At 43.2% G+C, this 21,672-nt stretch carries 20 protein-coding genes; all 20 read right to left on the bottom strand.

Annotated features, from left to right (window positions below):
* Positions 1–95: 95 nt before the first annotated feature.
* Positions 96–1,274, bottom strand: coding sequence for a glycine C-acetyltransferase (locus AC4CV5_RS09655; protein ID WP_490922628.1), 1,179 nt, complete (start codon positions 1,272–1,274; stop codon positions 96–98).
* 13 nt (positions 1,275–1,287) lie between these two features.
* Positions 1,288–2,331 carry an L-threonine 3-dehydrogenase gene (gene tdh, locus AC4CV5_RS09650; RefSeq protein ID WP_490922626.1) on the bottom strand — a complete coding sequence of 348 codons (1,044 nt, stop codon included), beginning with the start codon at positions 2,329–2,331 and terminating at the stop codon, positions 1,288–1,290.
* Positions 2,332–2,596: 265 nt separating this feature from the next.
* Positions 2,597–2,857, bottom strand: coding sequence for a stage V sporulation protein SpoVS (gene spoVS, locus AC4CV5_RS09645; RefSeq protein WP_003154135.1), 261 nt, complete (start codon positions 2,855–2,857; stop codon positions 2,597–2,599).
* A 199-nt stretch (positions 2,858–3,056) separates the two neighbouring features.
* Complete coding sequence (gene ymdB, locus AC4CV5_RS09640; RefSeq protein ID WP_166852838.1) at positions 3,057–3,851, bottom strand: 2',3'-cyclic-nucleotide 2'-phosphodiesterase; 795 nt, start codon at positions 3,849–3,851, stop codon at positions 3,057–3,059.
* Positions 3,852–3,920: 69 nt separating this feature from the next.
* Positions 3,921–5,483 (bottom strand): ribonuclease Y, encoded by a 1,563-nt coding sequence (rny, locus tag AC4CV5_RS09635; protein ID WP_003221010.1) that lies wholly within the window; start codon positions 5,481–5,483, stop codon positions 3,921–3,923.
* Between the two features lie 276 nt (positions 5,484–5,759).
* Positions 5,760–6,932, bottom strand: a complete 1,173-nt coding sequence (locus AC4CV5_RS09630) for a serine hydrolase domain-containing protein (protein WP_490922624.1) — start codon at positions 6,930–6,932, stop codon at positions 5,760–5,762.
* Between the two features lie 167 nt (positions 6,933–7,099).
* Positions 7,100–8,146, bottom strand: a complete 1,047-nt coding sequence (gene recA, locus AC4CV5_RS09625) for a recombinase RecA (protein ID WP_014113838.1) — start codon at positions 8,144–8,146, stop codon at positions 7,100–7,102.
* 172 nt (positions 8,147–8,318) lie between these two features.
* Positions 8,319–9,569, bottom strand: a complete 1,251-nt coding sequence (locus tag AC4CV5_RS09620) for a competence/damage-inducible protein A (RefSeq protein WP_490922622.1) — start codon at positions 9,567–9,569, stop codon at positions 8,319–8,321.
* A gap of 17 nt (positions 9,570–9,586) precedes the next feature.
* Complete coding sequence (gene pgsA / locus AC4CV5_RS09615) at positions 9,587–10,168, bottom strand: CDP-diacylglycerol--glycerol-3-phosphate 3-phosphatidyltransferase (RefSeq protein ID WP_166852847.1); 582 nt, start codon at positions 10,166–10,168, stop codon at positions 9,587–9,589.
* A gap of 49 nt (positions 10,169–10,217) precedes the next feature.
* On the bottom strand, positions 10,218–11,123 hold the full coding sequence (rodZ, locus tag AC4CV5_RS09610; protein WP_490922621.1) for a cell shape determination protein RodZ: 906 nt from the start codon (positions 11,121–11,123) through the stop codon (positions 10,218–10,220).
* Positions 11,124–11,141: 18 nt separating this feature from the next.
* Entirely contained in the window at positions 11,142–11,933 is a 792-nt protein-coding gene (locus AC4CV5_RS09605; RefSeq protein WP_003220998.1) for a DUF3388 domain-containing protein, read from the bottom strand.
* Positions 11,934–12,063: 130 nt separating this feature from the next.
* A complete protein-coding gene (locus AC4CV5_RS09600; protein ID WP_003245199.1) occupies positions 12,064–12,321 on the bottom strand; it encodes a DUF3243 domain-containing protein in 258 nt (85 codons plus the stop codon).
* A gap of 80 nt (positions 12,322–12,401) precedes the next feature.
* Positions 12,402–13,130 carry an elongation factor P 5-aminopentanone reductase gene (ymfI, locus tag AC4CV5_RS09595; protein ID WP_222142849.1) on the bottom strand — a complete coding sequence of 243 codons (729 nt, stop codon included), beginning with the start codon at positions 13,128–13,130 and terminating at the stop codon, positions 12,402–12,404.
* 54 nt (positions 13,131–13,184) lie between these two features.
* Complete coding sequence (yfmH, locus tag AC4CV5_RS09590; protein WP_490922618.1) at positions 13,185–14,471, bottom strand: EF-P 5-aminopentanol modification-associated protein YfmH; 1,287 nt, start codon at positions 14,469–14,471, stop codon at positions 13,185–13,187.
* Positions 14,468–15,748: an EF-P 5-aminopentanol modification-associated protein YfmF gene (gene yfmF / locus AC4CV5_RS09585; protein ID WP_490922616.1), complete on the bottom strand. Its 1,281-nt coding sequence runs from the start codon at positions 15,746–15,748 to the stop codon at positions 14,468–14,470. Before yfmF ends, yfmH begins: the two co-directional genes overlap by 4 nt.
* Positions 15,749–15,981: 233 nt before the next feature.
* Entirely contained in the window at positions 15,982–17,193 is a 1,212-nt protein-coding gene (bcbE, locus tag AC4CV5_RS09580; RefSeq protein WP_222142846.1) for a bacillibactin exporter BcbE, read from the bottom strand.
* Positions 17,194–17,330: 137 nt separating this feature from the next.
* Complete coding sequence (locus tag AC4CV5_RS09575) at positions 17,331–18,056, bottom strand: GntR family transcriptional regulator (RefSeq protein WP_166852862.1); 726 nt, start codon at positions 18,054–18,056, stop codon at positions 17,331–17,333.
* Between the two features lie 143 nt (positions 18,057–18,199).
* The gene (gene spoIIIE / locus AC4CV5_RS09570) at positions 18,200–20,566 is read right to left on the bottom strand and encodes a DNA translocase SpoIIIE (protein ID WP_490922614.1); all 2,367 of its coding nucleotides are present in this window, start codon (positions 20,564–20,566) and stop codon (positions 18,200–18,202) included.
* A 129-nt stretch (positions 20,567–20,695) separates the two neighbouring features.
* Positions 20,696–20,908 (bottom strand): YlzJ-like family protein, encoded by a 213-nt coding sequence (locus AC4CV5_RS09565; RefSeq protein WP_041520957.1) that lies wholly within the window; start codon positions 20,906–20,908, stop codon positions 20,696–20,698.
* The gene (gene tepA / locus AC4CV5_RS09560) at positions 20,905–21,642 is read right to left on the bottom strand and encodes a translocation-enhancing protein TepA (protein WP_166852868.1); all 738 of its coding nucleotides are present in this window, start codon (positions 21,640–21,642) and stop codon (positions 20,905–20,907) included. The genes AC4CV5_RS09565 and tepA overlap by 4 nt, the downstream gene beginning before the upstream one ends.
* Positions 21,643–21,672: the final 30 nt, after the last annotated feature.

Here is a 21,672-nt window from a genome sequence, read left to right as displayed (position 1 = left end):
TATTGAAGCTCTGCACAACTGGCAACCTATCATTGTACACTCATTGAGAATAATAATCAATAAGGAATCAAAAGAGGAAGAGTATCCTCTTCCTCTTACAATAGCTGGAGCTCCTTAGCCGTCTTTTCAATGACATCAAGCGCCTTATCCAGTTCTTCTTTAGTGTGCTCAGCGGTAATAATCGTGCGAATTCTCGCTTTTCCCTTTGCTACAGTCGGGAAAACGATGCTTTGGGCAAAAACGCCGCGAGAAAGGAGCTGATCAGAAAATTTCTTGGCCGCACCTTCGTCACCTATTAAAATAGGAAGAATTGGCGTCTCACTCTGCGTTAGCGTCAGACCCATTTTCACAAGCATTGATTTAAAATAGTTCGTATTCTCCCACAAGCGCTCCATATGCTCCGGCTCTTCCAGCAAGACATCAATCGCTTCCATACAAGCTGCGGTAACAGCCGGCGGATGGGACGTGCTGAATAAAAACGGACGGCCTTTATGGCGCAAATAATCGATCAGCACCTTTGAACCTGCAGCGTAGCCGCCGAGCACTCCGATTGCCTTGCTTAGTGTTCCGACCTGAATGTGGACTCTGCCGTCCAGACCGAAGTGATTCACCGTTCCCCTGCCGTTTTCACCAAGCACTCCCGATGCATGGGCGTCATCCACCATCACAAATGCGTCATATTTCTCAGCGAGCTCTACAATATCAGGCAAAGGAGCTATATTGCCATCCATGGAAAATACGCCGTCTGTCACAATCAGACGCATCCGATAATTCATTGACTTTCTCAGCACCCTCTCTAAATCACTCATATCGGCGTGCTGATACACCTTTTTATCCGCCTTTGTCAGTCGGATTCCATCAATAATAGAGGCATGGTTCAATTTATCTGAGATGACAATATCCTCTTTTGAAAGAATACTTGAAAGTACACCTTGGTTTGTTGTAAAGCCTGATTGGAATACAAGTGCCGCCTCCGTTTTTTTAAAGGCTGCCAGCTTTTTCTCAAGCTCTTGATGCATTGTAAATGTACCGGCAATCGTTCTCACTGATCCGGTGCCTGCTCCAAATTGCTGAACGGCCTCCTGCGCGGCTTTGATGAGTCTTGGGTGTGAAGTAAATCCGAGGTAATTATTAGAAGAAAGCTGAATGACGTTTTTGTGATTCACTGTGACAGATGGGCCCTGCATTGATTCAAGCTGTTTTATCTCTTGCCATGTATGATTTTCTTTCATTTTATCAAGCTCTGTTTTTAAAAACTCAAATTCCTTCGTCATGTTTATCCCCCTTTTATGGTATTAAAATCACTTTACCGCATTGGCCGCTTCTCATCAGTTCGAATCCTTTCTCAAACTCCTCTAACGGAAACTGATGGGTAATAACAGGTGAAAGATCGAGCACGTTTGAGTTGAGCAATTGAGACACCTGCCGCCATGTGGAAAACATTTTTCTTCCTGTAATTCCTTGAATCGTAAGTCCTTTAAATACTACTTTATTCGTCAAATCAATTGTTACCGGATGTTCCGGCAAGCTGAGAATATGGAACCTTCCGCCATTCGCAGCCATCGCAAGACCCTGGGCAATCGCTGAGGGATGGCCCGACATCTCACAAACGAGATCCACTCCTTCTCCATCCGTTAAAGCGCTTACAATTTTAAGCGGGTCTTCTTTTTCAATAGAAACGGTACGTGTAGCTCCCATTTGTTTGGCAAGCGCCAACCTGTATTCATTTTTATCAATTGCTATCACCTGAGAAGCACCTGCTGCTTTTGCAACCGCAACAGCCATAAGACCAATCGGTCCGCATCCGATGACTGCAGTCGTTCCTCCTGCAGGCTGGCTTTCGAGTACTGTATGAACCGCATTTCCTAAAGGCTCTTGAATGGAAGCAATCGCCGGGTCCATATCGGCGGGATTCTTCCAAACGTTATCAGCTGGAACTTTTACATACTCCGCAAAACAGCCTGCCGTGTCCACCCCGATAATAGCTGTATTGGTGCAAACATGAGATTTTCCGGTTACGCAAGGGACACATTCACCGCAGACAATATGCGTTTCTGCAGACACATAGTCCCCCACTTTTACATTGCCGGCATTCTCTCCTACATCTTCAACAATGCCGCTGAACTCATGACCGAAAACATAGGGAGTTTTGATTCTCTGGCGTGCCCATTGATCCCAATTATAAATGTGCACATCTGTGCCGCATATGGATGCAGCTTTCACTTTTATGAGGACTTCATGTTTATCGATCTCAGGAATGGGAACTTCAGTCAGTACAGCACCGAACGTCCCGTCCTTTTTTATTAGAGCTTTCATCTTTCCACTCTGCATGTACAATCCTCCTTGAAAAACTCTTGTTATATTCGGATTGTACCATGATATGGAATAATCGTAAATAGCACTGTCTTCCTGAGAAAGACAAAAGTATCCGTCTTGAAAAATGGGCGGAATTTTTTTCTGAAACGTTCTAAATCATTTTTGACTTTTGTATATCTGTCATTTATATGCTGAAAATACTATTGGAAGAAAATATCACAACAAATGAAAAACAACCTGTTTGCATGACGCAAACAGGTTGAGAATGCTTTATTTGTTTTTAGCGAGGCTCCACGATTAATTTAATCGCCGTTCTTTCTTCCCCATCGATCTGAATATCTGTAAAAGCCGGAATACAAATCAAATCAACGCCGCTTGGCGCCACAAATCCCCTGGCAATCGCCACGGCTTTTACAGCCTGGTTTAATGCACCCGCTCCAATCGCTTGAATCTCGGCGGCCCCTCGCTCTCTTAACACGCCAGCGAGCGCACCTGCCACTGAATTTGGACTCGATTTTGCTGAAACTTTTAAGATTTCCATTTCTGCTCCCCCTTAGTTTTACAATGGATAAGTGAGTGTTCATTAGAACAATCATTATTAGATGTTGCTATCCAAAAAGCCATCCCCACAATGCTTTTCAAAAATAGCGGGCTACCTTCCATTTTTACTATATTCACTAAGAAGTTGCTATATTCCTGCTTTTCTTTTTAATATTTTTATAAAATAACCCTAAGTTCAATTATTCAAAGAACATGTGATCATCATTGATTACAATACGTTCGATTTTAACGGCTTTTTTCGTTTGATCGTCGATGTCGATGACGACACCGCTCAGCGTTGTTTTCCCTTCAGCGACAGTAAAACGGACTGGAAGATTCGTTTTGAATCGCTTAATAATCGTCTCTCTGTCCATCCCCAGTATACCGTCATATGGGCCAGTCATTCCTACATCAGTAATATATGCCGTCCCCTTCGGCAAAATGCGGTTATCCGCTGTTTGCACGTGTGTATGAGTTCCGACGACAGCTGATGCCCGACCGTCCGTGTACCAGCCGAGTGCAAGCTTTTCACTTGTCGCTTCGGCATGGAAGTCAATAAAAATGTACGGTGTTCTTTTCGAAGCTTCGGCAATCAGTTCATCCGCTTTTAAAAACGGATCATCAAGCGGCGGTAAAAACGTACGTCCTTGCAAATTAATGACGGCAAGCTCTTTTCCGTTTGCCTTCACATACGTGATCCCTTTTCCCGGTGTTCCTTCAGGAAAGTTTGCGGGGCGAACCAAGTTCGGAACGTCATCTATAAAATCGAAAATTTCTTTTTTATCCCATGTGTGGTTCCCCATCGTGATAGCATCTGCGCCGGACTGGATTAAGCTGTGATAAATTTTTTCCGTCAGGCCTTTTCCATGTGCGGCATTTTCACCATTAATAATAGTAAAGTGAGGCTTATATTTTGTTTTTAGCTTTGGTACATATTCTTTTACCATGTCACGGCCCGGTGAACCGACAACATCTCCGATAAATAAAATTCTCATTTTGTAAATCCCTTCTTCTTAAAAATTCCTTGACCGTCAAAAAAATAAAGTGATGCTTAGCGCATCACTTTATTTTGCATACTCTACGGCTCGAGTTTCTCTGATTACTGTCACTTTAATATGACCTGGATAATCGAGCTCGTCCTCAATTCGCTTACGGATATCTCGCGCCAGTCGATGAGCTTCAAGATCATTAATTGAATCCGGCTTCACCATAATACGCACTTCGCGTCCAGCCTGAATAGCAAATGACTTTTCAACACCTTCGTAGGACTCAGAAATTTCCTCGAGCTTTTCAAGTCTTCGAATATAATTCTCGAGCGTCTCACTTCGCGCGCCAGGTCTTGCAGCGGAAAGTGCATCTGCTGCAGCTACCAGCACAGCGATAATGGAAGTCGGCTCTTCATCCCCGTGGTGTGATGCAATACTGTTAATCACGACTGGGTGCTCTTTATATTTGGTCGCAAGCTCTACCCCGATTTCAACGTGGCTTCCTTCTACTTCATGGTCAATTGCTTTCCCGATGTCGTGAAGAAGACCCGCACGTTTAGCAAGCTTTGCGTCTTCTCCAAGCTCCGATGCCATTAGACCGGCCAAAAATGCGACTTCCATGGAATGCTTAAGCACATTTTGACCGTAGCTTGTACGGAACTTTAAGCGGCCGAGGATCTTGATGAGATCTGGGTGGAGGCCGTGAACGCCAACCTCAAATGTCGTTTGCTCACCCATCTCACGAATATAGTCATCGACCTCGCGGCGAGATTTTTCAACCATTTCTTCAATCCGTGCCGGATGAATACGGCCATCCTGAACGAGTTTATCAAGAGCAATCCTTGCTGTCTCACGTCTGATCGGATCAAATCCGGAAAGAATGACAGCTTCAGGCGTATCATCAATAATCAGGTCAATTCCTGTCAGCGTTTCAAGCGTACGAATGTTACGCCCTTCCCGTCCGATGATACGTCCTTTCATCTCATCATTTGGAAGATTGACAACTGATACCGTTGTTTCGGCAACGTGGTCCGCTGCGCAGCGCTGTAAGGCGAGTGAAAGAATGTTTTTCGCTTTCTTATCCGCCTCTTCTTTCGCGCGGTTTTCAGTTTCTTTTGTCATGATGGCGATGTCATGTGAAAGCTCGTTTTCAACCCGCTCAAGAATGATTTGTTTTGCTTCATCACGAGTCAGACTCGAAATTCGTTCCAACTCTGACTGCTGCATACGAATCATCTCATCCACTTTGCTTTCCATCTCTTCAATATGTTGTTGTCGTTCATTCAGAGAATGATCTTTCTTCTCCAACATCGCTTCCCGTTTATCAATTCCCTCATGTTTGCGATCAAGGTTTTCCTCCTTTTGGAGTAAACGGTTTTCTTGTTTTTGAAGCTCATTTCGTCTTTCACGAACTTCCTGTTCAGCATCTATTCGAAGTTTGTGGATTTCATCCTTTGCTTCAAGCAGAGCTTCTTTTTTCAGTGCTTCAGCATCACGCTTTGCATCTTCAAGAATTTGCTCGGCTGCACCGCGTGCGCCCGCAATTTTCGCTTCGGCAATGGTTTTACGAACAAAGTAGCCAACAACTAAACCGAGTAGAATCAGCAAAATGGAGATGAGAACCATCATAATTGGGGTCATACTTTCACCTCCTCTTGCTATGAACTTGGTTGTTGCTTAAATAAGTGTCGGCATGTACATTGTCTAGTTTTCTCAACATACAGAACCTTCACAGGGAATGAGTATTTTCATCGCCCTTGTCAAGTTTAAAATGGTTTAACAATCATGTTAAAAAAACAAATGTTACAACTTCATTGTAAATGTGTCGGAAATACTTGTCAAGCTTGCCATCTTAACGTTTGCCGACCTGCCGTCTTTTAACGTGCCGAACGCAATCCTTCTAAAGAAGATCATCAATCATTCTTGATTCAGAAGCTGGTATATTTTATTGTTCACTTGGCCCAGTTTAGCGTTATTTTGAATGTTTGATAACAAAACAACAATGGTTTGGCCAGATTTGCTAAAGCTATTCAAGATGTTGAAGCCAGGCATGACACCATGGTTTGAATAGCTTCCGGGGGCAACATAAAATCCCATACCGTATGTGGAGCTGCTCCCTGGCGTAAACATCTTTTCGTAGCTTTTTTGCGAATACAGTTTGCCGTCTATCAGCGCTTGGTCAAATTTGTACATATCTATAGCGCTCATGTAAATATCACCGGCTCCATACAGCTGGGATAAATCAGGCATATATGGTGTAATCGCTCTGCTGCCCTTCAGCTTATACCCGACAGCAGGATAAGGTTCTTTATTATAGGTTTTATAAAAGCCCGCATGCGTCATTCCCGCCGGTTTAAAAATATGATTCGTTATGTATTGTTCATAGGATTCACCGCTTACTTCAGCCACAATATAAGCGAGAACAGAATAATTGGAATCTTTATAGTCCCATACGCCCGGCTGACGTTTGATCCCCTGACGTTCTATGTCTTTTATTAAATCGTCCGGAGTGATTGCTCCGTTTCCTTCAATATGTCCGTTTATTCCCGATGTATGTGTAAGCAGATTCTTTAAAGTAATCGTTTGACCGTTAGGGAAATGCGGTAAATATGTACTTACCGGATCACTTGTCTGAAGTTTGCCCTTTTCCTCAAGCTGCAAAATAGCAGTTGCAATCAACGCTTTTTGTGACGAACCGACATAAAAAGATGTCAATGGATTATTTTGAATGTGATGTTTACGGTCTGCATAACCAAAACCTTTACTTGTTACGATTTCTCCATTTCTGACAATCATGGCTGTTCCGCTGAAACCGATCTCTTTTAAATAATTGCTGATTTTTTGATTATGATCGACTGTTTTGATTTGTTCCTCTGTTTTTTTGGCGGTTTTCTTTTTGACTTCTTTTTTCTTGCTGGTGTCTGAAACTGCGGCTTCTTGAGATGGCTCGTTCTCTTCCCTATTTTGATGAAGCGCATTCCACATCGTAAAGCAAATCATCACTGCTAATAGACCAAGCAAAAGTTTGCCTCTTTTATTTAGTTTTCTCCGTCTGCGTTTCGCAGTTCTTCTGCGGGTTGGGCTTGTCATTCATTTTTTCCTCCCAAAATAAATTCCATTTTGCACACGTTTTGTTAGACGAATAAAGCACTAAAAAAGTTGTCAAAAAAAGCAATATTTTTATCATTTTTTACGAAAATACAAAAAGGCTGAGTTGTTCACTCAGCCTTTTGTATCATTTCATACTTATTTTATTTTTATTCTTCAAATTCGAGTTCTTCTTGTGCCTCTCCAGCTTGCTGCTGAACTGCTCCGTGATTATCCAAGCCGTAATGTTCACGAATTTGCTCCTGGATCATCAGCATGATATCTTTATTTTCTTTTAAGAATTGTTTTGCATTTTCACGGCCTTGGCCAAGACGCTCTTCCTCATAAGAGTACCATGAACCGCTTTTTTGCACGATATCAAGTTCAGTTCCAAGGTCAATGATTTCGCCTTCTTTTGAGATGCCTTCTCCGTACATAATGTCAACCTCGGCTGTACGGAACGGCGGAGCCACCTTGTTTTTCACGACTTTGATTTTCGTTTTGTTCCCCATTACGTCGTTGCCTTGTTTCAGCTGTTCAGCACGACGCACTTCGAGACGCACGGAAGAGTAGAATTTCAGCGCACGGCCGCCAGGAGTTGTTTCCGGGTTTCCGAACATAACGCCGACTTTTTCACGAATTTGGTTAATGAAAATCGCGATTGTCTTCGATTTGTTAATGGCCCCTGAAAGCTTACGAAGCGCTTGAGACATTAAGCGTGCTTGTAAACCGACATGCGAATCTCCCATGTCTCCTTCAATTTCTGCTTTCGGAACGAGAGCTGCCACAGAATCGACAACAACAATGTCAACTGCACCGCTTCGAACCAGCGCTTCCGCAATTTCAAGCGCCTGCTCGCCTGTGTCAGGCTGAGACAGTAAAAGCTCTTCGATATTGACTCCGAGCTTTTGCGCGTATACCGGATCTAGCGCATGCTCCGCATCGATAAACGCGGCTTGTCCGCCCTGCTGCTGAACCTCAGCAATCGCATGAAGCGCCACAGTTGTTTTACCTGAGCTTTCAGGGCCATATACTTCAATAATCCGTCCGCGCGGATATCCGCCAATTCCTAGTGCTGTATCAAGAGCGAGGGAGCCGCTTGGGACAGTAGAAATTCTTGTATCTGTCTTTTCTCCCAGTTTCATAATGGAACCTTTACCGAACTGTTTTTCTATTTGTTTAAGAGCCATATCTAAGGCTGCCTGACGATCACTCATTCTATTTTTTCCTCCTTTATGTTACCACTACATATACTATACCCTGTTTGAAGGGATTTGCCAAGAAAAAAGCGAACGCATATTCGGATTTTTTCTTGGCGTGATTTCTATCAAAATATCATAATGTATCAGAGAAATCATGTTTTCTAAGGAGGATAATGTGCTGAAAATATTATTTTTGCTCTAAAAGCTTCAAGATTAAATGGCAGCCGTATTTAGCACCGCGTTTTCTGATTCCCGTTCTGGAGCCCGCAAAGTGAAACTCGTGAACCTCTTCTTTTCCATTTGCTGAAATGCCGATAAACACATGTCCAGGCTCATGCCCTTCTTGAGTATCAGGTCCTGCTACACCGGTAAAGCTGATGCCGATGTCGCTGCCAGTGAGCTTTTGAACACCCTTTGCCAGCTCTGATGCGCACTCCTTGCTGACCGCGCCAAATTGATCTAATGTTTCCTTCTTGACACCAAGCACATTCTGCTTTACGTCGTTTGTATAGCAAACGATGCCGCCGGCAAATAGTTTTGAAGCACCGCCAAGATCCGTCAGCCATTCAGAAAACAGCCCGCCGGTAAAGCTTTCCGCCGCGGAAATCGTAATGCCTTTTTCCCTACATGCTTTAGAAAGCTCCTTTACAAGGGAAGTATCATCGTAGCCATAGAAAAATTCACCGACACGTTCTAAGATAACAGCCTCTGTTTCTTTTAACAGACGCTCAGTTTCCTTTTCGTCAGCATGCTTGGCTGTCAGACGCAGCGTCACCTCTCCATCAGCCGCCAAAGGAGCGATTGTCGGGTTTGTTTGTGCATCAATAATATCTTCCAAATCGGCTTCAAGCTGAGACTCTCCGATACCGAAAAAGCGAAGAACGGTTGACACAATTTTTTCATTTGAACCCATCTTTTTCAGCAGAAGAGGCCTTGCCTCATTTTCAAACATGGGACGCAATTCGCTTGGCGGTCCAGGAAGAAGCATATAAAAGCGCGATTCATGCTCTGTAAGCATTCCCGGTGCCATTCCAAAGTGATTTGCCAGTACGTCGGATCCTTCAATCACAAGCGCCTGTTTTCGGTTATTAGGTGACATCGTGCGTTTTGTTCGTTTGAAATAGTCCTCAATGGATTGGAACGCCTCATCATTTAACACAAGCGGACGTCCTAGCGCATTTGCAATCGTTTCTTTCGTCAGATCATCTTTTGTCGGTCCGAGACCTCCTGAAAAAATAATGAAGTCGGAGCGTTCTTCGGCAATGCGGATGACCTGGTTCAGCCGCTCCGGGTTATCTCCGACTGCTGTATGATAAAATACGTTCACTCCGATTTCAGCGAGCTGTTTGCTGATAAATTGAGCATTTGTATTGGCGATCTGGCCAAGCAACAACTCTGAACCGACTGCAATAATTTCTGCTTTTTTTGGAAATTCCATGACGAAGTCCTTCTTTCTTAGTTAGATGTTTTTAACGCTTCCCAGTTTTTAGCGAAATATTCCCAGCCTGAGACGACAGTAAAGAAGACAGCTACCCACAGCGCTAAGTCAGCGAACGGGAATGACACAAGTTCAAACGGAAGATTATGAAGAAGCAATGCGGAAACCGCAATGATTTGTGCCCAGGTTTTAATTTTACCAAGCATGTTAGCCGCTACGACTTCTCCAGTTCCGGCAAGGACAAGCCTTAAACCTGTCACGGCAAACTCCCGGCTGATAATCACAATGACCATCCAGGCTGGAGCAAGATCAAATTGAACAAGGATAATTAACGCTGCGGATACAAGCAGTTTGTCAGCAAGCGGATCAAGAAATTTTCCGAAGTTTGTTACGAGATTCAGTTTTCGGGCATAATATCCGTCTACCCAGTCTGTTGTGGATGCAATAATAAATAGGATAGCTCCCGCCAAGTGTGCGACCGGGATCGATTCGTCTCCAAATTCGAGCCTGCCCCAGTCAAACGGCGCCAGCATGATAATCATGAAGATCGGGATTAATGCGATTCTAGCTAGTGTGATTTTATTTGGTAAGTTAAACATAAAGCCCCTCCAATTTCATACTCGGACGTGAAGAAAAGTCATCTGGTAATTAAGATGACTTTTCTTCCTTTTTATTTACAATCTTTATGGTTTGTGCCATCACTTTTTTCGGATCAAGTTCATATGAAAGAACCTTACCGTTGATTTTTATTTTCAGATTAGGTGCATATCCGGTGCGGATTTCAACTTGTTTCTGCTCAGTTATGTCTTTTTTATAGGTTTCGTCTTTTTTCAGCGTTCCCTCTTTTAACGAGCTGCTGTTTTCATCGCGCACTCGAATCCAAGAGCTGTCTGATGCTTTTAGTTCAAGCTCGATTTTATCAGCGCCGGACACTTCATAAGTCGTTAATGATCCCTCAGTGCCAGTTGCTTTAATCTCCAGTTTATCACTGTCGCTTTCTTCTTTTTTATCTTCTTTTTCTTTCGTTTCTTTTTTAGTGTCCGTCTCTTTTTGAGAGCTGTTATTTTTTAGCGTTGAATCTTTAGGGATTTCGTACTTGCTTTCACTTTGCGTAATTGATTTTTCAGATGCGGCATTGTTATCATCGCTGTTTTTATGATTCGCAAATTGAATGATCGCGTACACAATCGCAATCACGACAATCACGCCGAGTATGACAAGTATCGTTGGCAGCAGCTCCAGCGCCTTAGATGCTGTCTTTGGCATTTCCTTTTGAAGATTCATGCCGGAGATCTTTTCAGACACATCGTCATGATACGTATTCGGGATATCTTTTTTATGTTCCTCAAACAGCTGATCCGCATCAAGCCCGACAGCTTCCGCGTATTGCTTAATGAATGCCCGGACATAAAACTTTCCCGGAATAATGTCATAGTTCCCTTCCTCCAAGGCGGTTAAGTACCTTTTTTGAATCTTTGTTGCCGCTTGGAGATCATCCAATGACATTGCTTTTTCCTCTCTGGCTTCTTTGAGCCGGATTCCTAGTTCAGTCACAACAAACACCTTCCAATTTTAAAAATCAAAGCTTGAAAACCCGGATTGATCAAACATTTGGGGTTCCTCGGCATGTTCATATGTAATAACCTCATCAGGGTCATTTCTCAGTTCAATAATATAATCAAAGTCATCTAGTGTATACTCTGTATTTTGAACGAATATGTCCGGATGCTCCACCACTTTTGTTGCAGGCAGCCTCATGATTTCTCTGACCAGCTGGAGATGGCGTTCCGACCCTCTTCGTGTTGACACAATTCCGTCAACGATAAAGACATTTTCAGTGCTGTATTCATCGGCAATCAGCTGGCTTCGTATCGTCTGCTTCAGCAAAGTTGATGACACAAAAAGCCACCTTTTGCTTGCACACACGCTGGAGGCTACAATTGATTCTGTTTTCCCGACACGAGGCATACCACGAATTCCGATTAATTTATGGCCTTCTTTTTTGAACAGTTCGGCCATAAAATCGACTAATAAGCCTAGCTCGTCCCGTTCAAAGCGGAACGTTTTCTTGTCATCGGCATCCCTTTGAATATACCGGCCGTGACGTACGGCAAGACGGTCGCGAAGCCTCGGTTCTCTCAGCTTCGTTACTTTAATTGTTTCCATTGTTTTTAAGATTGATTCTAATCGTTTAATTTGATCTATATGGCGGCACCTGAGGAGCATTCCCCTTCTGGAAAGATCGACGCCGTTTATCGTTACGATGTTAATAGAAAGCATCCCAAGAAGAGATGAAATATCCCCGAGCAGTCCGGGGCGGTTCACTTGAATTTCATATTCAAAATACCATTCGAGCTTTGCCAAATGATATACCCCCTTCATTGTGGCAAAATTTTACCTTCCTTTATCATAAAGCATTTTTCTCTAATTAGAAAGAAGAATGTTGCTGTGATGAGGAAAACATAAAAAAAGAGAGGAAAAATCTCCTCTCTTCCTAGTGAGTGCTGTTATTTTCAACAAGCTTAACCATCATATTGGCAATAGCATGCTGTTCATCTTTTGATGCTACGCTCCAAAGATCTGCCAGCACTTTTTCCTGCTCGTTCTTAGATTCCACTTCATTAGCCAAGTAACTGCCGATTTCTGTCGCAAGATCTGTAATAGTATCCTGGCTCATACCTTTATCTTGCGCATAGTTCAGACGGTCGCCAAGGAAGTTTTTCCAGCTATCCCAGTTTTCTAATACTGACATATTTGTTTCCTCCATTTCATGTGAAGTTACAAGATTATTGTGTCCTTCGCATAAGAAACTATACACAGAATATTTTCTGATCAGCAGTGCCAGCCGCCATTCACCGACAGAATTTGGCCGGTGATATATGACGCTTTTTCAGACAGAAGAAAAGCTGTTGCATCGGCAATTTCTTGCGGCCGGGCCAGCCGGCCGATCGGGATCTCATCAGCGATCTCTTCTTTTTCAGACGGTGTGAATTGATTCATCATATTTGTATCAACAGCGCCCGGCGCTACAGCGTTTACTCTGATTCCGCTTGGCGCAAGCTCCTTAGCCAGTCCTTTTACAAACGAGTGCTGAGCTCCCTTCGCCATGCTGTACAGCACTTCACAAGATGCCCCAGTCTCTCCCCAAATAGAGCTGACAGCTACAATCACTCCTGATTTATTCCGGATCATGCCTGGAAGAAGGTTTCTCGTCAGCATATACGGACTCGCCACATGGAGCTGAACCATTTCCTGAACAGTTGTATTATCCACATCCGTAATCAGCCCAAAATGGCTTCTTCCGCTGTTTAAAACAATTGCATCAATCGGCTGAACAATTGAACTTGTCAGCTTATCTGCTCCTTCCGGTGTGGATAGATCAGCTTGCAATATCTCAGCGTGAATACCAAACGTCTCTCTTAACTTTTCAGCCAGCTCCGCTGCCGCTTTTTGATTTGTATGATAATGCAGCAGCAGATTGTATCCCTCTCCCGCAAGGGTTTCGCTTATGCTTTTGCCAATGCCGCCGCTTGCTCCGGTGATTAGTGCTGTTTTGATCATCCTCTTTCCTTCTTTCCGCAGAAAAACACCCCTCACACTGGAGGGATGTTTTGTTTATGATTTAGGAACAATCTTGCAGACAGTTAGTCTGTCTGCAGCAATTTCCTCCTGTATAACTTTCTGGACATCCTCGAGAGTAATTTGCTCAAGTACAGATACGACGTCAAATAGGCTCATATCCAAGAAAGCATAACGGGTAAATTGATTGGCAATGTATTCGGGTGAATTCAGCGCTTTTAAGAATGTACCGATCTTTTTCTTTCTGGCAAGTTCAATCTTTTCAGCAGTAATCAGTTCACCGGCGCGCAGAAGCATGCTTGAAATGTCTTCAGCCAATTGATCAGGCTCCGGCGTATCACCGCCGATCGCCGCAAAACCAAACCCATATTCAGCAGTAAAATCAAAGCTGAACGTTTCGTCAATATACCCTTTTTCATAAAGTGACTCGTACTGGGCAGAGCTTTTGCCGAAAAGAGATTCAAGCAATAAGTTCATTGAAAGTTCATGCTTTAACAGCTCTTTGCCTAATTTTAACGGATTCTTTGATTTCAGCCCGACAAGGCATTTCGGTCCCTGTACATTCATTTTAATCTCTTTTTCTTTGCGGAAAACCGCTTCTTGCTCTTTTACTTCTTCCCGTTTGATCTCCGGCTGGTCTGTATACGGCTTTCTCTCCTGATTTTCTCTTACCTGAGAAATGATCGCTTCAGGATCTACAGGACCGACAATAAAGAGGAGCATGTTGCTCGGGTGATAAAACGTTTCATAGCATTCATAAAGATTGTCTTTTGTAATATGTGAGATGCTTTCCACTGTTCCCGCTATGTCAATTTTGACAGGATGTTCTTTGTACATGTTTTCAATGACCCCGAAGTAAAGCCTCCAATCGGGGTTGTCATCATACATGTTAATCTCCTGCCCGATAATCCCTTTTTCTTTTTCAACCGTTTTTTCAGTAAAATACGGGTCCTGTACGAAATCGATGAGCGTCTCTAAATTGCGTTCAACATTTGATGTGCTTGAGAAAAGATAAGCCGTTCTTGTAAATGACGTAAACGCATTGGCAGAAGCACCCTGTTTGCTGAAATCTTGAAAAACGTCTCCGTCCGCTTTTTCAAACAGCTTGTGCTCAAGAAAATGGGCGATGCCATCCGGCACGTGAACCATCTCATTTTTACCTAAAGGGACAAAACGGTTATCTATAGAGCCGTACTTTGTTGTAAAGACCGCATATGTCTTGTTGAAGCCTTTTTTCGGCAAAACGTAAACGTCAAGGCCGTTTGACATTTTTTCATGGTACAGCGTCTCCTGGAGCTGTTCGTATTCGATTGGTTTGATCAAGATGCACCCTCCGTCCCTTTTAAGAAATAAGTCGTATCAAGCTGAATCTTTTCGCCGGCTTTCACGATATCCTCTTTTGTGACCTGCTCAATATTCGCGAGAAAGTCTTCGATAGGAATATCGACTTGGGCAGCGGCCTGCTGATATAAAAATTCAGATAAACCATATGCAGTATCAATGGTTTCCAGCACTTGATTTCGAATAACAGCCTTTGTCTGAGCAATGTCCTGCTCACTAAAGTCGCCGTTTTTCATTGCCTGAAATTGCTCAGCAATAATGGAAACAGCCTGTTCGTAATTTTTCACTTCAATGCCCGACATCACCATTAACAAGCCTTTAAAACTTTCTATACGCGAAGCGGCGTAGTATGCAAGACTGGCTTTTTCCCGAACATTGATGAAAAGTTTGGAATGAGAGAATCCACCGAAAAGCCCGTTAAACACTTGCAAAGCAGGATAATCCTGCTCCGTATAAGTGATGCTGGTGCGGTAGCCGATATTCAGCTTTCCTTGTTTGACATCTTCTTCATCAATTACTTCTTTTGGCTGGGCTTTGTGCTCATCGTGATTGTTTTCAATCGTGCCGAGGGTACGCTCTTTTGTTTGGAAATACTTATCAATTGCCGCTTGCACTTGGTTACTGTCCACATCGCCAACAACATAAAGATCGAGCTGGTCTTTTTGGATAGCGCTTTGATATGTTTCATATAACTGATCGGCCGTAATGGCATCGACATCGTCGATTTCTCCATTGACATGGAGAGCATAAGGCTCATTTTTGCACATTTCCTGTATCAGCCTTAAATTCGAGTAGCGCATTTTATCGTCATAGACGGCTTGGATTCTTTGCTTGAGCGTCCGTTTTTCCTGAGCCACATATTGTGATTGAAAAGCGTCTCCCTCTAAAGCAGGTGAAAAGACGATTTCTGCGAGAAGCTGTAATCCTTTTTCAAGAAGCGGTGTTTGATCTTTTAAATATTTTTCATTCGGGATTTCAAGCCTGAACGTAATGACATGCCGCTCTCCCTTTTTCGAAAGATCCGCCGAAACGGACGTGCCGTACAGTTCATCCAAATAAGAACGCAATTCCGAGGTTTTCGGATGGCTTTTTGTTCCGCGAAGAAGCACATGCGGAAGCAGAGCTCTTTTCGTGACTTGGTCCTTTGTCAAAGGCGCAAGCATTTTAAAAATAAGCGAGACGGTTTTAAATTTTTCTGTTTTTACAATGTGTGCGGTTAAACCGCCGTGCTTTGTTTTGATTTCATTTACATATGACATATGGAACCTCCTTCGTTCATTTCTTATTAGTATGTATTATGACCAATTTTCAGCATCCGCAGAAACACTCTTTCATGTAATTATAGCAACTGTAGGATTTATAAGGAAACAATAACCTCCACCCAACACAACGGAGGCTATATAGTAATCCATTTTTAATCTGAAAGACCGCTGTTTGTGCCTGTCAGAACGACAGTTATAAACTGGTTAAATTACACAAAAAAGACGGTTGGCTAGACCGTCCCTAGGTTTTTTTCTTCCTCTTCACTTTTTTTAGCATCGACAGTAAAGATCACTAGGAATAAAGAAACGATGCTGCAAAACGCCGACAGAATGAAAATCAGCCAGTTTGCATTAGACATTAATGCCGCAAACACAGGTGGACCGAGAGCTACTCCTATAAAGCGCATGCTATTGTAAAAGGAGGAAATGGTTCCGCATTGCTCACTTTCAATTCCTTCGGTTATCAGTGCATCTAAAGCCGGAAGCGCCATTCCAATCCCAATTCCGCCAAAGCTTAAAAAGATAAATAAAAAATAAAAACTGTGGTTCCACCACAAGGCAATATAAGACAGGGTTAACAGGATCATTCCCGTAACAACGCAAAATTTCATTCGAACTTTATCTTTGCCGATCTTTTTGCCAGCTATAAATGAACTGGTTGACAAAAATAAAAGTGGGATTGCAAGTAACCCGCCTTTAGCCACTCCATCAATGGCATACTTGTTCTCCAGCGTATCTGACAAATAAAATAATACGCCAAATAACAAAAACATAATCACACACCCGATAATAAAGACCGTATAAAGCCAGCGTCCATCCTGTTTAAAGATTTTCCGCACACTCTTGATAAATTCAGATACAGCTGGCGCATCCTCATCTTCTTCAGGCTTAGCCACCAGAAACAATACGAGCAAAAAGCTGATCAAACAGAAAAACGGAATAAACCAAAACGGGACAAACCAGTACCAGGTAGCCAATAAGGCGCCAAGTATGGGACTCAGTACCTTCCCTGACGTGTTGGCGGTTTCAATATCACCAAGGCCGGCGCTGACCTTTTCATCGTCTCCTTGAAACAAATCGCCGATAAACGGCATAACGATGGGAGCCGCCCCTGCAGAGCCGACACCTTGAAGGACCCGACCCGCCAAAATCATAGCATAAGGATTTTTCATATAGGTTGAGGCAAAAGCAGCCACCAACCCACCTAATCCTGCAATGAGGAGGCATGGAAGCAATATTTTTTTTCTCCCGAATCGATCCGACAAATATCCGGCAATCGGAATGCAAATAATCGCTACTACTGAATATACAGTAATGATTAAAGACACTTGAAATGAAGTCACTGACAGCTTTTTCTCCATCATCGGAAGAACAGGAATCAGCATGGAGTTCCCTAGTGTCATCACAAGCGGTACGGAAGACAATGCAATAATATTTTTCATTCCATTTTTCTTTCTCAACATCTTCACCCATTCACTTTCTTGTCATCCCTTATATGTTGCGTTAACCGAAGTGAAAGTATGTACAAAGAAACATGAATCAGTGCAAATAAAAAAACAGACACATCACAGCGCCCGTTTTAGAATCGTTTACGCAAAACATGAAATCTGAATTTGTCCGCTCTAAAATAATTTAATGAGTAAAGCACTGGTTTCTCGTGCTGATCGTAATGGGTTTGTTTTAACAGCAAAAGAGCTGTTTCCGGATCGCATTCCAGCACTGGAGAAATGGTATCATGATAGCCGATCGGTTCAATATCAGTCACGGCATAGCTGATCACGGAGCCTGAATTTTTCTCAAGCAGGTCAAACATTGATTCCTGCTGATGAGAGAAAGAATTCGGCAAAATATCCATTGGAATTTTGTCTATACAATACACAATCGGCTGTCCATTAGCTGTCCTGACTCGTTCGAGGTAAAAAAGTTCTTGCCCATCTGCCAAATGAAATCTCTTAATATCATCTTCAGACGGCATAAGCACTTGGGATGATAGAAAAATCGTGCCAGGCGCCATATTTGCCTGTTCTATCATCTTCGTTACACTGTTCAGCTGTTCAATGCCCGAAAGAAATAACGGCTTAGAATGGACAAAAGTGCCTACACCATGCCTTCTGATAATGACATGCTCTTCTTCCAGTATCCGCAAGGCTTCTCTAAGCGTCGCTCTGCTGACACCAAGCTTTTTGGAAAGCTCAAATTCAGAAGGCAGCTTTTCCTTCTCAGTGTAGATGCCATTTTTAATATCCTCTTTAATTCGTTCAATTACTTTCAAATACAAGTGCCGATTATCAGCTTTTGTAGACATGTTTCCCCTCCGTAAACCACTTTCGATAAAAATTATTGAACAATTGGGACAACTATATCATGTTTTGTCGAAAAAATAAACAGAAAGGTTATTAGTTTACATAATGTTATTATTGATAACTGGAGAAAACTGAACTCCCTTCTTTAAGAAGAGAGTTCATCATATTTCTCTTTTGATAATAAGACTTCCCTAGGTTTGCTTCCTTCATACGGCCCGACAACGCCTCGTTCCTCCATGGCGTCAATCAGGCGCGCAGCTCTCGTATAACCGATTCTGAATCTTCTTTGCAGCATTGAAACAGATGCCGTTTGCATGCCGACGATTAATTCAACAGCTTCATCATAAAGATCATCGGTAACCTCAGAATGAGTTTCCGTTATCTCCTCAGGAATCATTTCTTCCTGATATTGCGCTTTCTGCTGCGTAATTACATGGTCGACGACCTTCTCCACTTCGTCATCCGACAAAAATGCTCCCTGCACACGGACAGGTTTATTAGCCCCGACAGGCAAAAACAGCATATCGCCGCGGCCAAGCAGCTTCTCAGCGCCACCCATGTCAAGAATCGTCCTTGAATCCGTCTGTGAAGATACACTGAACGCGATCCGAGACGGAATATTCGCTTTGATGACCCCTGTGATAACGTCAACCGACGGCCGCTGTGTCGCAATAATGAGATGGATGCCGGCAGCCCGCGCCATTTGGGACAATCTCGTAATCGAGTCTTCCACATCAGATGAAGCGACCATCATGAGGTCAGCAAGCTCGTCCACAATCACAACGATATATGGCAGCTCCGGCTGTTTCGCTCCTTCTTCATTGTTGGCGCGTTTTATATAATCATTGTATCCTTCAATATTTCTTGTACCCGTATGAGAAAATAATTCGTACCGCCGCTCCATTTCATTGACAACCTTTTTCAAAGCCTGTGACGCTTTTTTCGGATCAGTTACGACCGGAGCAAGCAAATGCGGAATCCCGTTGTAGACATTCAGCTCTACCATTTTAGGGTCGATCATCATCATTTTCACTTCATGCGGTTTCGCACGCATCAAAATACTTGTAATAATGCCGTTGACACAGACACTTTTCCCGCTTCCGGTTGCGCCTGCGACCAAAAGATGGGGCATCTTGTTTAACTCAGCCAACACAGCTTCACCTGAAATATTACGGCCGAGCCCAATTAGCAGCTTTGCGTCCGGTCTGTCATTTAATTTAGACTCGAGTACTTCCTTCAATGATACCATCGCCACTTCTGCGTTCGGAACCTCAATTCCGATTGCCGATTTTCCTGGTATTGGAGCTTCGATCCTGATATCCTTTGCAGCAAGCGCAAGCGCTAAATCATCGCTTAAATTGACAATTTTGCTAACCTTTACTCCGACATCAGGATACACTTCATATTTTGTTACGGCCGGCCCGAGATGAACCTGTGTGACTTTCGCCTTTACGCCAAAGCTTTGGAAGGTGCGTTCGAGCTTTCTCGCATTTTCATAAATATTCTTTTTATCTGCCTGCTGGCCTGTATGCTTCGGATCTGCCAGTAAATCCAGTGACGGCATCTCGTAATCCTTATTTTCAAGCTCCGTAAAGGTCATAGGTGGAGCAGAAACAGTTTCCTGATCACCTGTCTCAGTCTGTATGTCCTGAATCGGCTCTGATACAGGTTCAGCGCGCTTTTCTATCACTGGAGACTCTTCATCTTCATTACGATCTGAAAAGCTTGAGATAATCGGCTCTGAATGAATAAGAGGCGATACCGTTTCCAAATCCCCCTCTTCTTCATCAGGAGGCTCAGGTTCTATTTGCTGTTTTTTGCGGGCCGGTTTTTGCTTTTTGCTCGGCGCCTTCGTTTTTTTCGATGACTTCATATTGGTTTTGACGGATTTCATATCATCAATAAATGCAAACCATTGTTCTTTTATAAAGCGGCCAATCGGGCTCATCCACTTTTTCAGCGTTTCTTGAAGAGAACGCCCTGTGACTAAAATCATTCCGATCAAAATCATGACAATCGCCATAATCTGAGAACCAGTTGACGCAAATAAAAAGTGTGAAGCCGCAAACAGCAGCGCACCGATCATCCCTCCGCCTAAATCAGGTGAGGCGGAACTGCCATTCATGTCCATCAAAAACAATTCCCACGTGTTTCGCACCACGCTTGCGGACTCAATAGAACCTTTGCGCGTCAAATTTTTAAACAGCTGCACGTGAGAAAGCAGCAATATGCTTGCGATAATACAGTACACGCCGGCCTTTCGTCTCGTTAAAAGGCTTGGTGTTTTCTTCTTCCAAAACAGCGAGACTCCTAACACCAATAAACCTAACAAGCATAAAATAAACCACTCTCCAGCAAAAAAGCGGAACAAGTAGATAAAGGTTTGTCCGACTACCCCTAGCTGAAGAATCGCGATAATTGAAATGGCGATACACAGCAATCCGTTGAGTTCGTATTTTATATTGAGCTGCTTCGCCTGTTTTTTTCTTGATTTTCGTTTTTTCTTTGCCACACTCATCACCTTACTGCGTTAAAAAATGTCAGTTCATACATAATGAAGAAAGCAGCCGTTTACAGGCTGCGTTTTTTCTGTAGGATTCCCCTATTATAGCATATTTTGCCCTTTAAAAAGGGGTGGATCTTATACGTTTAATTTCAGCTTTTGTCCCGGAGAAATGTCCGGGTGGAGAAAATGCATTGGATTTGTGCTCATGATTTGAATGACTTCCGCTTCATTGCCTTTCATCTCGACAAGAAGCGGCACACCTCTATATTCAATTTGCTCATGTGCACTTGTCTGTTGGTTCTGTTCCGCAAAAACAATTTCCTGCGGCATCATGGTATACAGAATCATTGAATCATCCGTCCTTCTTCTGCTCTTGCTTCCTCAATCAGCTCATTCAGTTTACTGATCGCTTGTCCGACTCCTCCGACGTGATCGATTAATCCGTACTCGACAGCATCCTTACCGACGACATTTGTTCCGATATCGCGTGTTAAGTTTCCTTTTGAAAACATCAGCTCTTTGAACTTATCCTCGTTTACATTTGAGTGGCTTGTTACAAAGTTAACAACTCTTTCTTGCATCTTATCCAGGTATTCAAACGTTTGCGGCACACCAATTACCAGTCCCGTCAGCCGAACGGGATGAATCGTCATCGTTGCTGTTTCAGCAATATAGCTGTAATCACAAGATACCGCAATTGGAACGCCGATGGAATGCCCTCCACCAAGCACGATGGAAACTGTCGGTTTTGACAATGATGCCAGCATTTCCGCTATTGCGAGTCCCGCTTCAACATCTCCTCCAACAGTGTTTAATATAATCAGCAGGCCTTCAATTTTGGGATTCTGTTCAATTGCCACAATCTGCGGGATGACATGCTCATATTTTGTTGTTTTGTTTTGCGGAGGAAGCTGAACATGACCTTCTATTTGTCCGATAATGGTCAAACAATGAATATTTGTATCTTGGGGCAGCTGCGGAAGCGTCGTTTCACCAAGCTGCTGTATTTTATTCATAATGCTGTCTTTCGCGTCATTTTTTTCAGGACGCTCTTCTTCTGTGTTTTCCATACGATGATCCATCTCGCTTTCACCCTTTCCGAATTTCTCTTT

The organism is Bacillus sp. NS1, from assembly GCF_058248265.1.
This window is presented reverse-complemented; position numbering and strand designations above follow the sequence as displayed.